Annotated in this window: 14 protein-coding genes; 7 read left to right on the plus strand and 7 right to left on the minus strand. The window is 59.4% G+C overall.

Translation table 11 applies throughout. From position 1 onward, the window contains the following. Positions 1-107: 107 nt before the first annotated feature. Positions 108-1,058 carry a GlxA family transcriptional regulator gene (locus tag N805_RS10145; protein WP_019473317.1) on the minus strand — a complete coding sequence of 317 codons (951 nt, stop codon included), beginning with the start codon at positions 1,056-1,058 and terminating at the stop codon, positions 108-110. A 105-nt stretch (positions 1,059-1,163) separates the two neighbouring features. Here N805_RS10145 and N805_RS10150 point away from each other — a divergent pair, with 105 nt between their 5' ends. After that, positions 1,164-1,961, plus strand: coding sequence for an SDR family NAD(P)-dependent oxidoreductase (locus tag N805_RS10150; RefSeq protein WP_019473316.1), 798 nt, complete (start codon positions 1,164-1,166; stop codon positions 1,959-1,961). Between the two features lie 172 nt (positions 1,962-2,133). Then, positions 2,134-3,141: a zinc-binding alcohol dehydrogenase family protein gene (locus N805_RS10155; protein WP_019473315.1), complete on the plus strand. Its 1,008-nt coding sequence runs from the start codon at positions 2,134-2,136 to the stop codon at positions 3,139-3,141. A 7-nt stretch (positions 3,142-3,148) separates the two neighbouring features. Here the strand turns inward: N805_RS10155 and N805_RS10160 are convergent, their stop codons facing one another. The 3 genes from N805_RS10160 to N805_RS10170 are packed head-to-tail and all read right to left on the minus strand — an operon-like array spanning position 3,149 to position 6,164. Next, the gene (locus N805_RS10160; RefSeq protein WP_019473314.1) at positions 3,149-4,093 is read right to left on the minus strand and encodes a LysR family transcriptional regulator; all 945 of its coding nucleotides are present in this window, start codon (positions 4,091-4,093) and stop codon (positions 3,149-3,151) included. 16 nt (positions 4,094-4,109) lie between these two features. Then, positions 4,110-5,153: a methionine synthase gene (locus N805_RS10165; RefSeq protein WP_026034655.1), complete on the minus strand. Its 1,044-nt coding sequence runs from the start codon at positions 5,151-5,153 to the stop codon at positions 4,110-4,112. 24 nt (positions 5,154-5,177) lie between these two features. Next, the gene (locus tag N805_RS10170) at positions 5,178-6,164 is read right to left on the minus strand and encodes a DUF1852 domain-containing protein (RefSeq protein ID WP_019473312.1); all 987 of its coding nucleotides are present in this window, start codon (positions 6,162-6,164) and stop codon (positions 5,178-5,180) included. Between the two features lie 275 nt (positions 6,165-6,439). Here N805_RS10170 and N805_RS10175 point away from each other — a divergent pair, with 275 nt between their 5' ends. After that, entirely contained in the window at positions 6,440-7,105 is a 666-nt protein-coding gene (locus N805_RS10175) for a tellurite resistance TerB family protein (protein ID WP_019473311.1), read from the plus strand. Positions 7,106-7,176: 71 nt separating this feature from the next. Here N805_RS10175 and N805_RS10180 read toward each other — a convergent pair whose 3' ends face one another. Then, positions 7,177-7,488, minus strand: coding sequence for a hypothetical protein (locus N805_RS10180; protein ID WP_019473310.1), 312 nt, complete (start codon positions 7,486-7,488; stop codon positions 7,177-7,179). 296 nt (positions 7,489-7,784) lie between these two features. Here N805_RS10180 and N805_RS10185 point away from each other — a divergent pair, with 296 nt between their 5' ends. Further along, positions 7,785-8,294 (plus strand): ProQ/FinO family protein, encoded by a 510-nt coding sequence (locus N805_RS10185; protein WP_019473309.1) that lies wholly within the window; start codon positions 7,785-7,787, stop codon positions 8,292-8,294. Between the two features lie 27 nt (positions 8,295-8,321). Here the strand turns inward: N805_RS10185 and N805_RS10190 are convergent, their stop codons facing one another. After that, positions 8,322-9,257: a LysR substrate-binding domain-containing protein gene (locus tag N805_RS10190; RefSeq protein ID WP_019473308.1), complete on the minus strand. Its 936-nt coding sequence runs from the start codon at positions 9,255-9,257 to the stop codon at positions 8,322-8,324. 123 nt (positions 9,258-9,380) lie between these two features. Here N805_RS10190 and N805_RS10195 point away from each other — a divergent pair, with 123 nt between their 5' ends. Together N805_RS10195 and N805_RS10200 are read left to right on the plus strand one after the other, a co-directional pair. Continuing rightward, positions 9,381-10,016 carry a glutathione S-transferase family protein gene (locus tag N805_RS10195; protein ID WP_019473307.1) on the plus strand — a complete coding sequence of 212 codons (636 nt, stop codon included), beginning with the start codon at positions 9,381-9,383 and terminating at the stop codon, positions 10,014-10,016. A gap of 19 nt (positions 10,017-10,035) precedes the next feature. Beyond that, positions 10,036-11,061: an LLM class oxidoreductase gene (locus N805_RS10200; RefSeq protein ID WP_019473306.1), complete on the plus strand. Its 1,026-nt coding sequence runs from the start codon at positions 10,036-10,038 to the stop codon at positions 11,059-11,061. 264 nt (positions 11,062-11,325) lie between these two features. On the opposite strand, the gene N805_RS10205 is transcribed toward N805_RS10200, so the two are convergent. Then, positions 11,326-12,150, minus strand: coding sequence for a helix-turn-helix domain-containing protein (locus N805_RS10205; protein ID WP_026034654.1), 825 nt, complete (start codon positions 12,148-12,150; stop codon positions 11,326-11,328). A 107-nt stretch (positions 12,151-12,257) separates the two neighbouring features. Here N805_RS10205 and N805_RS10210 point away from each other — a divergent pair, with 107 nt between their 5' ends. After that, positions 12,258-12,566, plus strand: coding sequence for a hypothetical protein (locus N805_RS10210; RefSeq protein WP_019473304.1), 309 nt, complete (start codon positions 12,258-12,260; stop codon positions 12,564-12,566). Positions 12,567-12,638 lie beyond the last annotated feature (72 nt).

Genomic DNA, 12,638 nt, shown 5'->3' on the forward strand with positions numbered 1-12,638 from the left:
ATGCCTTCAACAGTGTAACGGCCCCATTAGTGAAATTGGACTGGCGGCAAGTGCGAAGGTTTAGTCTGGTTGCTTGATGGCAATGAGATAGGTCGGCCCCCTTTTCATCATATGGAGACCAACCGCCGAGCATCCCTTCGCACGGCTTGAGGGGGCACACCAAAACCACGGATGAACACCTCCCGCATATGCCGGCGGTCCCTGAAGCCGGTCTCCCTGGCCACTACGTCCAGGCTGTGCAGACTCTGCTCGATCATTAGCCGGGCAGCCTCCAGCCGCAGGCTCTCGACGGCCCTGGCAGGGGATTGTCCGGTCTCGGCGGTAAACACCCGGGTGAACTGCCGTGGGCTCAGGTGCACCACGTCCGCAAGCTCTTCCACGCTCAATGGGCGGCTGAGGTGCTTGCGTGCGTAGTCCAGCGCACTCTGGATACGGTCCGATTTGGGTGAGAGCGTCAACAGTTCGGAGTGTTGGGACTGCCCGCCAGAACGACGCTGGTGCATGACCAGCTTGTGCGCCACCGACCTGGCTATTCCGCTGCCCAAGTCCTTTTCCACCATGCCCAGCGCCATGTCCAGGGCAGCGGTCATGCCAGCGGACGTCCATATCGGCCCATCGACGATGAAAATCCGGTCTTCCTCGACATCGATTTCAGGGTGCATCTCGCGCAACTTGGGCGCATAAGCCCAGTGAGTGGTCGCGCGCCGGCCATTCAGCACGCCGGCTTGCGCCAGCATGAAACAGCCGGTGCAAAGGCCTGCTGTGCGACGCGCACCGTCGACAAAACCACGCACGCTGGCCAGTAACTCCTCGCTGGGCGGCGTCAGAGGCGTCAGTGTGCCGGTGACCATCCAGGTGTCGGCCAAGCCCGGCGCACCCAAGGGCAGCGTGTCGATATGCATCCCCAGGGATGAGCGCACCGTGCCGCCCCCGATGGAAAAGTTCTGGATCCTGTAAACCGCTTCGCCCGCCACGATATTGGTGAGCTCAAACACGGTTTGCGTCGCCAAGGACATGATCTGGAAGCCTTCGGTGATGAGGTAGCCGACCCGATGCATTGCTGATGCCCTCTGCGCTATGTCCTAAAACCGCACTATATGCGTCGTTCAAGACAAAAACCACCTGCTGCATGATGGCGCCATACCAACCAGCGGAGCATCAGCATGACGCAGCAATTCAAAGGCACCGCGCTCATTACGGGCGCCTCAACCGGCATCGGTTCGATCTATGCAGAGCAGCTGGCCCGCCGGGGCTACGACCTGGTGCTGGTGGCACGCAACCGGGACCGCCTCAATGCATTGGCTGGCCGCCTTACCACCGAAACCCGGCAGAACGTGGAGGTGTTCCCGGCAGACCTGGCCAATGCAGATGACCTGGCCAAGGTAGAACGCAAACTGCGCGAAGACGCCAGCATCAGCATGCTGGTGAACAACGCAGGGATCGGCACCCATACCAGCCTGCTGGAAAGTGACGTTGAGCGCATGGCGCAAATGATCACCCTCAACGTCACCGCCCTCACCCGGCTTACCTATGCAGCTGTTCCCGGCTTCGTCGCGCGCAAGCATGGCGCGCTCATCAACATCTCGTCCATCGTCAGCCTGGCACCCGAACTGCTCAACGGCGTGTACGGCGGCAGCAAAGCCTACGTCACCGCCTTCACCCAGTCGCTGAACAGGGAGCTGGCGGACAAAGGCATCAAGGTTCAGGCAGTACTGCCTGGGGCCACCGCGACCGACTTCTGGCAGACCGGTGGCTTGCCAGTCGAGAACCTGGACCCAGGCATCGTGATGTCTGCCCAGGACCTGGTGGACGGTGCCCTGCAGGACTTCGACAACGGTGTGCTGATCTCCCTGCCGTCGGTGCACGACCTGCAGGCCTTCGACCACTACGAAGCCAGCCGGCAAGCCTTGTTCGGCCAGCTGTCCAGCAACCAGCTCGCGAAGCGCTACAGCGCCAAGTGATCAGCAGTCAGAGCAAACGTGGTCGAGGATTGTGAAGCGACCAGCCAGACCACGGGCGCTTCACACCATTTTCATTGCAAGCGAGAAAGTCTTACTCCACTCAGGCTGTTTTTTGAGTGAATCGAATCGAATAGTCTGAACCCACTTTTCGCATCCCCAAGAGGCAGCGCCAATGAAGGCAGTCGTTTACACCCAGCCCGGTTTACCCATCCAGGACCCACAATCGCTGTATGACGCGCAACTGCCCACGCCCCAACCGGGTGCCCGCGATCTGCTTGTCGAAGTGAGGGCAATCGCCGTCAACCCGGTTGATACCAAGATCCGTGCAAGCCGTGGTGGTGAGCAACCACAAGTGCTCGGTTGGGACGCTGTCGGCGTTGTCCGCGAGGTAGGGCCGCAGGTAACGTTGTTCCAGCCGGGCGATGAGGTTTTCTACGCCGGTGCCATTGACCGCCCTGGCAGCTACAGCGAGCTTCATGTGGTGGACGAACGCATTGTCGGGCATAAGCCCCGCAGCCTGGACGACGCAAGCGCCGCCGCTTTGCCGCTGACATCCATTACCGCCTGGGAACTGCTGTTCGACCGCCTGGGCGTTGAAGAAAACGCTGGCAAGAACCAGAGCCTTTTGGTGATCGGTGCCGCCGGCGGGGTTGGCTCGATCCTGGTGCAACTTGCCCGCAAGCTCACCCAGCTTACGGTCATCGGCACCGCCTCAAGGCCCGAAACCCAGGCCTGGGTCCAGGAAGCGGGAGCCCATCATGTGATCGACCACCGCGAATCGATTCCACTTCAGCTGCAAGCGCTCAACCTGGGCCCGGTCGATTACGTCATCAGCCTGACCCACACTGACACCTACCTGCCGCAACTGGTGGAAGTGCTTCGTCCACAAGGCAAGCTCGCGTTGATCGACGACCCCGCGCAACTGGATGTCATGCCGCTCAAGCGCAAGTCTCTCTCACTGCACTGGGAACTCATGTTCACCCGTTCGCTGTACAAGACCGAAGACATGATCAAGCAGCATCAGCTACTCGATCGGGTTTCGCAGCTGGTCGATGATGGCGTGCTCAAAACCACCCTCGGCGAGCATTACGGCACGATCAACGCCGAGCACCTCAAGCGCGCCCACGCCATGATCGAGAGTGGAAAAGCACGCGGCAAGATCGTGCTGGAAGGGTTCTGACGCCCTGTCATGCGCCCGACGGCCACCCAGCGCGCCCGGACACTGCATTGACGCCTTCCAGCGTCGCAAACGAAATGTCTTTCGCCGTGAGCAGGAAATCACTCATGTAAGGCACTTCGAGCATGTCGCTGCGTACCGCCGCGAACAGCGTGGCCTGCAACCCTGCTGCGCCCAGGCGCCTGGCCAGGACATAGCCGCGGGTGGTGTACTCATGCACCGCCCAGTTCGGCAGGCAGCAAACACCACGGCCGCTGGCCACCAACTGCATCATCATCACGGTCATTTCTGCGGTACGGACCTGGGCAGGTTCGATGTCGGCCGGGTCGAAGAAACGGGTGAAGATGTCCAGGCGGTTTCGCTCGATCGGGTACGTGATCAAGGTCTGGCTGGCAATGTCGGCAGGCTCCAGATACGGCTTTTCCCGCAGGGGATGATGCTTGTCGATGGCCAGCATCGCCTCGTACCCGAACAACGGCACGTAAGTGATACCCGGCAGGGTCACAGGGTCAGAAGTCACCACAAGGTCCAGGTCCCCGCGTTCAAGGGCCGGCAGCGGTGCAAACGACAACCCCGACGCCAGGTCCAGCTCAACTTCCGGCCAGGCGCAGCGAAACTCGTCCAGCGAGGGCATCAGCCATTGATAGCAGCTGTGGCACTCGATCGCGATGTGCAGCCGGTCGGCCGAGCCGCCAGCCAGCTTGCTCAGGTTGCGCTCCGTGGTGCGGATCAGCGGCAGCACCTGGTCGGCCAGCTGCAGCAGCTTGAGACCCGCAGTGGTGAAACGTACCGGTTTGGACTTGCGCACAAACACGGGCATGCCAACGCGACTTTCCAGCTCCCGGAACTGGTGCGATAACGCCGACTGGGTCAGATGCAGGCGTTCGGCGGCCTCGGGCAGGCTGTCCGTTTCGCGCAAGGCATGCAGAGTGCGTAGGTGTCTCAAGTCAATCATGAGCAGAAGGCAACGCTCACGCCGCACCAAGGTTGCTAGAGAGTTCTCTGCGGACGATTTCTGCACCCGCACTCAACGCTCTGAGCTTGCCGCTGGCGACCCTACGCGGTAAGGGCGCCATGCCACAGTTGGTGCAAGGATAGAGCTTGTCTGCCTCTACAAATTGCAGGGCCTTGCGCAGGGTATTGGCCACTTCCTCGGGTGTTTCAATGGTGTGGCTGGCCACATCAATCGCGCCGACCATCACCTTCTTGCCTCGGATCAGCTCAAGCAGGTCCATGGGCACATGGGAGTTGTGGCATTCCAGCGAAATGATATCGATGCTGGACTTCTGCAGCTTGGGGAAGGCTTCTTCATACTGCCGCCACTCTGATCCCAAGGTCTTTTTCCAGTCCGTGTTGGCTTTGATGCCGTAGCCGTAGCAGATATGCACAGCGGTTTCACACTTGAGGCCTTCGATGGCCCTTTCCAGGGTGGCAACGCCCCAATCATTCACCTCATCAAAGAAGACATTGAAGGCAGGTTCATCAAACTGAATGATGTCAACACCGGCAGCCTCTAGCTCCCTGGCTTCCTGGTTAAGAATCTTGGCAAACTCCCAGGCCAGTTTTTCGCGGCTTTTGTAATGGCTGTCATACAGCGTATCGATCATGGTCATGGGGCCTGGCAGCGCCCATTTTATCGGCTGCCCGGTCTGCTGACGCAAAAACTTGGCATCTTCGACAAATACCGGCTTTTGCCGGGCCACAGCACCCACCACTGTGGGGACGCTTGCATCATAACGATCACGGATCCGGACCGTCTCGCGTTTCTCGAAATCGACGCCGCTCAGGTGCTCGACGAAGGTCGTCACAAAGTGTTGGCGCGTTTGTTCACCATCACTGACGATATCAATACCGGCGTATTGTTGCTCCTGCAATGCCAAGCGCAGGGCATCCTGCTTGCCTTCAATCAATGCCTCATCTTGCAGTTTCCAAGGTGACCAGAGCGTTTCGGGCTCTGCGAGCCAGGAGGGTTTAGGCAAACTGCCGGCAGTCGAAGTGGGTAACAACTTTTTCACGAGGGAAGACCTTATATAAGTTAATCAGCAGCAGTAATTGGCGGACCACTGCTCAAGCATCGCGTGGTGCGGTTTGATAAAGTGCTCCTCGACAAACTGCCCCTGCTCGATGGCCAACCGGCTACGCTCCTCCCGGTCATAAACAATACGGGTCAGCGAGTAATCCTGATGCTGCAAGCTGGGTTGATAGCATTTACCGGCGGCAGAGTTCGCATTGTAGATTTCGGGCCGATAGATTTTCTGAAAAGTATCCATGGTGCTGATGGTGCTGATCAGCTCAAGGTTGGTGTAATCACTGAGCAAATCGCCGGAAAAATAGAAGGCCAACGGCGCAACACTGTTTGCCGGCATAAAATAGCGCACCTTCAAACCCATCTTCTCAAAATAGGTATCCGTCAACGAATACTCATCCTGCTGATATTCAAAACCCAACACAGGGTGCTGGTTATCCGTTCGATGGTAGGTCTTGCTGCTTGAAACACTCAAACAAATGACGGGAGGCTTGTCGAAGTGCGCCTGGTAAGTACTTGAGTTGACGAAGCGCTTGAACAGCTTTCCATGCAGCTCGCCGAAATGGTCTGGGGTGCTGAACACAGCCTGGTTTGCATTGTGCCCCAGCAGCAGCACGCTGAAATCGTAATCGCGCACGTAGGATGAAAAATTATTCCCCACCATGCCCGCAAATCGCTCGCCGGTGTGTCGGTCGATAATGCTGGTTTTCAATATTTCAATAAGGGGCAACGCCTGATCCACGCCTTCAGCATCGATACCCATCTCGACAGAAATGATGTCAAGCTCGACGGCGTAGCGGTCGCCCTTGGGGTTGTCCCAATGCGCCAATGCGTTGAAGCGGTTATCTATCATCTTCAAGGTGCTGCGCAAGTTCTCTTGCCGGCTCGCACCTCTCGCCAGGTTGGCGAAGTTGGTAGTGAGGCGCGTCTTTTCGGAGGGTTGATAATGCTCGTCAAAGCGAATGCTCTTGATGGAAAAACTGAAGTCTTTATTCGTCATGGCAGGGAGCCCACTCAAATATCCATATACTCTGTAACTGGCCTGCAGTTTAGGTTGGGGGACTGACCGTGGGAACTGAATTGATTTCACAGAACCTTTAGTCACGCTCATGACGCCCACGGGGATAACGCGAAATATGACCGGCCGGGCCATTAGCGCGGGTTGGACATCAGCTGCGAGAAGCCCTCTCCAGTCGGCCAGACGGTCATGGCGAAGCGCCTTGAGAGGGCTATCGTTGCTTGTCTGGACAACGACTACCCAGCGAGGGCGGTGCCATGAACACCAGTGATCTACTCGAACAATTACTTCGGGCGGGGCAAGGTTCACAAGCGCGTCAAGGAAACAGCGGCCTGCCATGGCAAAACGGCCTTGGCGGCCTGGGCGGCTTGCTGGGTGGTCTGTTAGGTGGCCGTGGTGGCAGCAGCGCGGGCGGCTTGCCCCAGGGGCGCTCCACGGGTGGCACCAATTTCGCGGCACTGGCGTCGTTGGGCATGATGGCGTTTCAGGCCTACCAAAGCTGGCAGCGCAGCCAGGCGGCAGCCCCGCAACAGGCGCTACGTACTGTCGATCAATTGGCCGGCCCCGAGGCCGAGGACCACAGCCATGCGATCCTGCGAGCACTGATTGCGGCAGCCAAGGCAGACGGCCGCATCGACCCGCAGGAGCAACAGCTGATCTACGCGGAAATAAAGCGTCACACCAGCGACCCGCAACTGCAGCAGTGGCTGGATGATGAAGTCAGCAAGCCACTTGATGTTGCTGAAGTGGCCCAGTCCGCCCGCGACCCAGCCATGGCCGCAGAAATGTACCTGGCCAGCGTGATGCTGGTGGATGACCAGCAAGATGCGGAGCGGGCCTACCTTGATGAACTGGCCGGCGCGTTGCAAATCGACCCGGCATTGCAGGTGCATCTGGAACAGCAGGCCAAGGCAACGGCCTGAACGAATCTGAAGCCGCTACGCGGCCCGCTCGCACCAGGGTGGCTAGCCACCCTGGTGCACATCAGCGACGATCAGCGGTCTTGGTCACGCTGTGGGTTATCGCGCTGAGACTGCTGACCTCCCATGCGGTCTTTATCAGCCTGGTTCTGCTTGTCGGTCATGCTGTCTTCCTGCCGGCCGCCTTTGCTTCCGCTATCGCGGTCCCAGTCCTTGTTCATCTTGTCCTCGGGCTTCTGCCCTGGCTGGTTCTGACCTTGTTGCTGCTGGTTGGGCATGCCACCACCCGAGCCTTGACCGCCCTGCTGGCCGGTACCTGCGGTGTTGTTGCCAGTACCGCTATTGGCATTGCCCTGGTTGGCGCCCTTGTCTTGATTATTAGCCATGATCGCTTACCTCAAGTCAGACACAGAAAGGCCTGTGTGCTTCATACGACTGCGGCCTTGCGGGGGTGGATGTATTTATTCGCGGCCTTTCGGATGAGCGATACCAAATGCAGCGACTTGATACTGCGCGGCACTAAATACCGATGTGCCGTAGGACCGGGACTGAGCCTTCATCCGGCGAAAGGCACCCGCTTTGGCCAGGAAAATTGGCACAATTCATCTGTTTAGGCTGATCTATGCCGCTGCATGGCATATCCTTGTGCCTCGCAATCAACTTCGAAGCAGTGAATTGAACAATGGGTTTTGAACAACTAGCCGAGCTACGTGACCGCCTGCGGGCGGAGAAAGTGCAGGAAAAGGCCGATAGCACCAAACAGCCCAAGCGCAAGGCGCCGCCGCAGGCCAAGCCTCGTGAGCAGGACCCGGCGGTGGCAGCGATCTGGCCATTGCAGAAGCATTTTCCATTGGCCTTCCCTGTCAATCCGGCCCCCAAGGTTCCGCTCAAAGAGGGCATTTTCAAGGATGCCGAGCAACACCTGGAACTGCTCGGAATCACCCGCGAACAGCTCAAGCTGGGCATTTCTACCTGGTGCAAGGGAACCCGCTACTGGGCAAGCATGGTGGAGAATGCCCCGCGCCTGGACTTGAATGGTCAAGTCGCTGGCATTGTGACCGCCACTCAGGCGACGCATGCGAAGCAGCAGGCTGCGCGGCATCGCAGCCAGGACCGACGAAATCGTGCGAAGTCGAAAGCGCGTGTTGCGGCCCCCGCTGCCGAGAGCGCAGCGCCGCAGACTTCGGGCTGAATACAGTCGCGCTCTGCCCGGTGCCTGTCAGGATGAAACCCACAGGGAACTGGGCTGGGCGTGTGGCTGAGGGTCGCTATCGTATTCAAGCTGCGCCTGAATCCAGTCGATGAATGCCCGTACGTGGGGCCGGCTCAGGTTCTCTTGGCGGGTAACCACGTAATAGGCAAAGCGCGAAGGCCAAGGCCGGTCTACCGCTACTACCAATCGGCCGTTTCGCAGGTCATCCTCCGCGTGCTGCGCCTGTACCAGCGCGATGCCCTGGCCACTGGCGGCCGCGCGTAGCAAAAGCAGGTCTTCGTCAAAACTCGCCCCTCGGCGGCTACGGTGGTCGGGCTCGACACCATGAGCCTGCAACCACAACGCCCAGTCCGCACGGTCGGCATCCTGCAACAGTGGGTAGCGCAGGCAGTCCTGCGGCTCATCCAGCGCCGGCCCGCCCGCAAGCAGGCCAGGGCTGGCTACCGGCAGCAGCACAGGCGCCAGTAGCGGTATCGATTCCAGCCCAGGGTAATCGCCCAGGCCATGGCGCAGGGCAATATCGACAGGATCACGATGCAGGTCGACAAGCTCGGCCGTGGACTGCACACGCACGTCGATTTCCGGGTGCAGTGTATTGAAATCCACCAACCGGGGCACAAGCCAGCCAGACGCGAATGAAGGCTGGGTGCTGATCGTAAGGGTTTTAGCGCGAGTGAGCGCCTCCAGGTCCAGCAGCGCGCTTTCGATCTGGCCAAAACCGCGTGAAAGCCCAGGATAAAGGCTCGCTCCAGCCTCGGTAAGCTGCACCCCATAGCGGCTCCGGGTCAGCAGGATGACGCCAACACGGTCTTCCAGCAGACGAATCTGTTGACTGATTGCGCCTGGGGTAACCCCCATACGCTCGGCGGCGGCCTTCAGGCTGCCCAGCCGAGTGGTTTCGGTGAAAGCGCGCAATGCGAGCAACGGCAAGACCGCACCCATATCATTCCAACCTTAGAAAAACTGATGTTAGCGAGTGAAAGGATCGTTAGTAAGCCTGCTGGCTGATGCCTAGCATAGCGTTCAGCCATACAAACTCGAATCAGTTTTTTTAAGGTGAACACCATGCAGGGTCCTTCATTCGAGCTGTACACCGACAGCTCCCCCAACGGCTTCAAGATCACCATTGCCCTGGAGGAGCTGGGACTGCCTTATCGTCTCATCCACGTGAATATCGACCTGGGAGCACAGAAACAGGCTGACTTTCTGGCACTCAACCCGGCAGGCCGCATCCCGGTATTGGTAGACCGCCAAGCCGGCATCGTACTGTTCGAGTCAGCAGCGATTCTGCTGTACCTGGCGCAGTACAGCGGGCAGCTGCTCGAACAGGCCGCAAAACCCCGCTGGATGGCGATTACCTGGCTGATGCACCACAGCGCCAGCATGGGCCCTTTACTTGGCCAGCGCGTGCACTTCGACTGCTTCGAGGCCATACCCAACCCTGCGGCGCAGAAGCGCTACCGCACCCTCACCGAAGATGCCTTCGCACTCCTTGACCAGCAACTCGCCACCCGTGCGTGGCTGGCCGGCGAATCCTATTCGATTGCAGACATTGCCAACTTCGCCTGGTTGCACATTGCCGCGATCGTGGGGTTCGACTTCAGCCCCTATCACCACCTGAATCGCTGGTACCGAGAAGTCGAGAAGCGCCCAGCCGTACAACGCGGCATCCGTCTCCCCGCGCCAGCCATTGGCCCCTGAACCCCTGCAAGGATTGCCCATGAACCTCATCAACAGCAAAGGTGCCAGCGCCGATGCCTTTGCCCAGCATCCCGGTTACCGTCGCATGTTCGCCCAGGGTCAGTTGACCCTGGGCATCTTCCTCCCGCTTCGTTTCCATGACGGTGACATGGCTGTGCTCCGTGGACAGGCGCATCTGGTCAATGACATCGACCGCCTGGGCTTCGCAGCCTTATGGGTACGCGATGTCCCCTTGTACGACCCGGCATTTGGTGACGCCGGCCAGGTATTCGACCCGTTCACCTACCTGGCCTATCTGACAGCTCATACCGCTAACATTGCCTTGGCCACCGGTAGCGCGATCTTCGCCCTGCGCCACCCCATCGACCTGGCCAAAGCTGCGGCAAGCCTGGATTGCCTGTCAGGTGGGCGCCTGCTGCTGGGTATTGCCTCGGGCGACCGCCCCGTCGAGTTCCCCGCCTACGGCCTGCCCCATGAGACGCGCGGAGAGCGCTTCGCGCAAAGCGTGGACTACTTCCGTCAGCTATTGGCTGGCCAGCCTGCGCCAATCCATTCGCCACTCGGCCAACTCGATGGCGCGCTGCTGCTCCCGCACCCCGTTACCGGGCGCATCCCGTTGCTGGTGACCGGCTCGTCACGCCAATCCCTGCAGTGGCTTGGCGAACAGGCCGATGGCTGGATTACTTACCCCGAAGCCACTCATAACGTCCTTGGTCCGCGGCGCTTGGCCGAAAAGATCCGGGCTTGGCGAGCAGCCATTCCTGGCGGTGGTTTCCGTCCGCATGTCACCAATGAATGGATTGATCTTGATGAAGACCCGCATTTCCCGCGCACCCCGCTACAGGGTGGCTACGTGTTGCGCACAGGCCGCAACGGGTTGATCGCACTGCTGCATGAGTGGCGCGAAGCCGGGGTCAATCATGCTGCATTGGGCATGCAGATGGCCAAGCGCCCGGCACAGGAGATCATCCAGGAGCTGGCAGAAGAAGTACTGCCGCTGTTTCCATCGCTGAGGGGGCCAGCACCCCATGCGCAAAACTGGTAGCCACTGTGGGTTTCAACGGAGCGCTTACCGTCTGTTGGCCTGAGGCAGTACATTGAGAGCGGCTGCCTTCGACCCATAGCTGCCATTGCGAAAGCACTGCCAGTGCTCTTTTTCCGAGGCCGGCGCGAACCCTGTGGGAGCGGGTTCACCCGCGAAGCAGGCAACGCGGAGGCTGGCACGGGCTTCGCCCGTGTTCGCGGGTAAACCCGCTCCCACAAAGATCAGCTCTGACACGACTGACAACTGTGGATCGCAAGCGGCCATTCATTCATGGCCGTAATCGGCATTCCAATCGTTGAAGGCTTGCATCATCCTCTGCCTGGTCGATAAATCGGCTGGAATCAAATGTTCGATTCGCAGTGACTCAACGGTGATGTCCAGGGGCATGCCGAACGTCGTGAAGGTTGAGAGAAATCTCAACTCGCCGTCTGCGGTGCACACACGCGTCAGTAGTAAAGGGCTGGCTGTCGGTGCCGGCAAGACAAAGCCGGGAGACGGAAAACGGTTCAGGCGCTCTGCGAGCGCAGGATTACTGACTGACTCCCGGGAGGCGCGTTGCCACGCAGCAGCGCGGATCTCGTGTGCATTGGCCAACCGATCACCCAGGCCGCCGGGGCAGAACAGTGTTTCCAGAAGGTTGAGGCCAGAGCCCACGTCCTGCGCGACGCCCGCCATCGCCAACAGCAGCCCTGTACTCACGTTGGCGGCAGTGATATCCCAGTTGCTGTCGATCACGATGGCAGGTGCCGGATCGTTCGCATGCAGTATGTGATCAATGGCTGCACGAACCACATCCAGGGTGGGCGATTCAAGCGGCGTAGTGCTGTAACGAGGCGCGTAGCCAGCAGCAAGAAAAACTTCATTGCACTGATCCAACGGTGCATTCAGGGCCGATAACAGGGCGTGCAAGGTGCTGGGGCTGGCTTTAGCGCGCCCCGTCTCGACGCAACTGAGGTGGCGCTGGGAAACCCCTGCCATCAGCGCAAGGTCAAGCTGGCTGAGTGCTGCTTGCCGACGCAAGTGACGCACATGCTGCCCTGCCGTCGTTGTCGGTGCGGGTGACTTCTGGTGGAACAGCTGGTAATCCATGCTTCGCCTCTGACCGTCCTTGCACTCGACTTCAATGACCTCACAGGTCATTGAGCCTCAACAACCCTACCACTACTGTGCCAGGAAACCCTACCAAGGACAGGACCATGGCACTTCGTTTCATTGCGCTGGCATCGCTGGTGCTCTTTTCGATTTATACCGGCTGGACGATACTGATTGCAGAACAGTCGCTGATGGCTTTTGGGCTTGAGCTGATTTCTCGGCCGGACACCGCCCAGCTGGTCATGGACTTGTACCTGATGGCAGGGCTGGCCTGCTTCTGGATGGTGACGGATAACCGCTCTCGAGGCAGGTCCCCCACCGCCGTGCTTCCTTACCTACTGCTGACGGCTGTATTCGTTTCTGCCGGGCCGCTGCTGTATCTCGTGGTCAATGGCCTTGATCGGGGACGCTAACGATGAGCAATGCCTAGACCGTCCATGCACTCTGCGTGGTTGTGCTGTTTCTCAAGATGTTTGCGACCTCCT

This window comes from Pseudomonas putida S13.1.2 (assembly GCF_000498395.2).
In the GTDB taxonomy this organism is placed as follows: domain Bacteria; phylum Pseudomonadota; class Gammaproteobacteria; order Pseudomonadales; family Pseudomonadaceae; genus Aquipseudomonas; species Aquipseudomonas putida_Q.

Bases quoted from the DNA above. Each gene is read 5' to 3' on its own strand.
- N805_RS10145 (WP_019473317.1), bottom strand. From the start codon at position 1,058: ATGCATCGGGTCGGCTACCTCATCACCGAAGGCTTCCAGATCATGTCC.
- N805_RS10150 (WP_019473316.1), top strand. From the start codon at position 1,164: ATGACGCAGCAATTCAAAGGCACCGCGCTCATTACGGGCGCCTCAACC.
- N805_RS10155 (WP_019473315.1), top strand. From the start codon at position 2,134: ATGAAGGCAGTCGTTTACACCCAGCCCGGTTTACCCATCCAGGACCCA.
- N805_RS10160 (WP_019473314.1), bottom strand. From the start codon at position 4,093: ATGATTGACTTGAGACACCTACGCACTCTGCATGCCTTGCGCGAAACG.
- N805_RS10170 (WP_019473312.1), bottom strand. From the start codon at position 6,164: ATGACGAATAAAGACTTCAGTTTTTCCATCAAGAGCATTCGCTTTGAC.
- N805_RS10175 (WP_019473311.1), top strand. From the start codon at position 6,440: ATGAACACCAGTGATCTACTCGAACAATTACTTCGGGCGGGGCAAGGT.
- N805_RS10180 (WP_019473310.1), bottom strand. From the start codon at position 7,488: ATGGCTAATAATCAAGACAAGGGCGCCAACCAGGGCAATGCCAATAGC.
- N805_RS10185 (WP_019473309.1), top strand. From the start codon at position 7,785: ATGGGTTTTGAACAACTAGCCGAGCTACGTGACCGCCTGCGGGCGGAG.
- N805_RS10190 (WP_019473308.1), bottom strand. From the start codon at position 9,257: ATGGGTGCGGTCTTGCCGTTGCTCGCATTGCGCGCTTTCACCGAAACC.
- N805_RS10195 (WP_019473307.1), top strand. From the start codon at position 9,381: ATGCAGGGTCCTTCATTCGAGCTGTACACCGACAGCTCCCCCAACGGC.
- N805_RS10200 (WP_019473306.1), top strand. From the start codon at position 10,036: ATGAACCTCATCAACAGCAAAGGTGCCAGCGCCGATGCCTTTGCCCAG.
- N805_RS10205 (WP_026034654.1), bottom strand. From the start codon at position 12,150: ATGGATTACCAGCTGTTCCACCAGAAGTCACCCGCACCGACAACGACG.
- N805_RS10210 (WP_019473304.1), top strand. From the start codon at position 12,258: ATGGCACTTCGTTTCATTGCGCTGGCATCGCTGGTGCTCTTTTCGATT.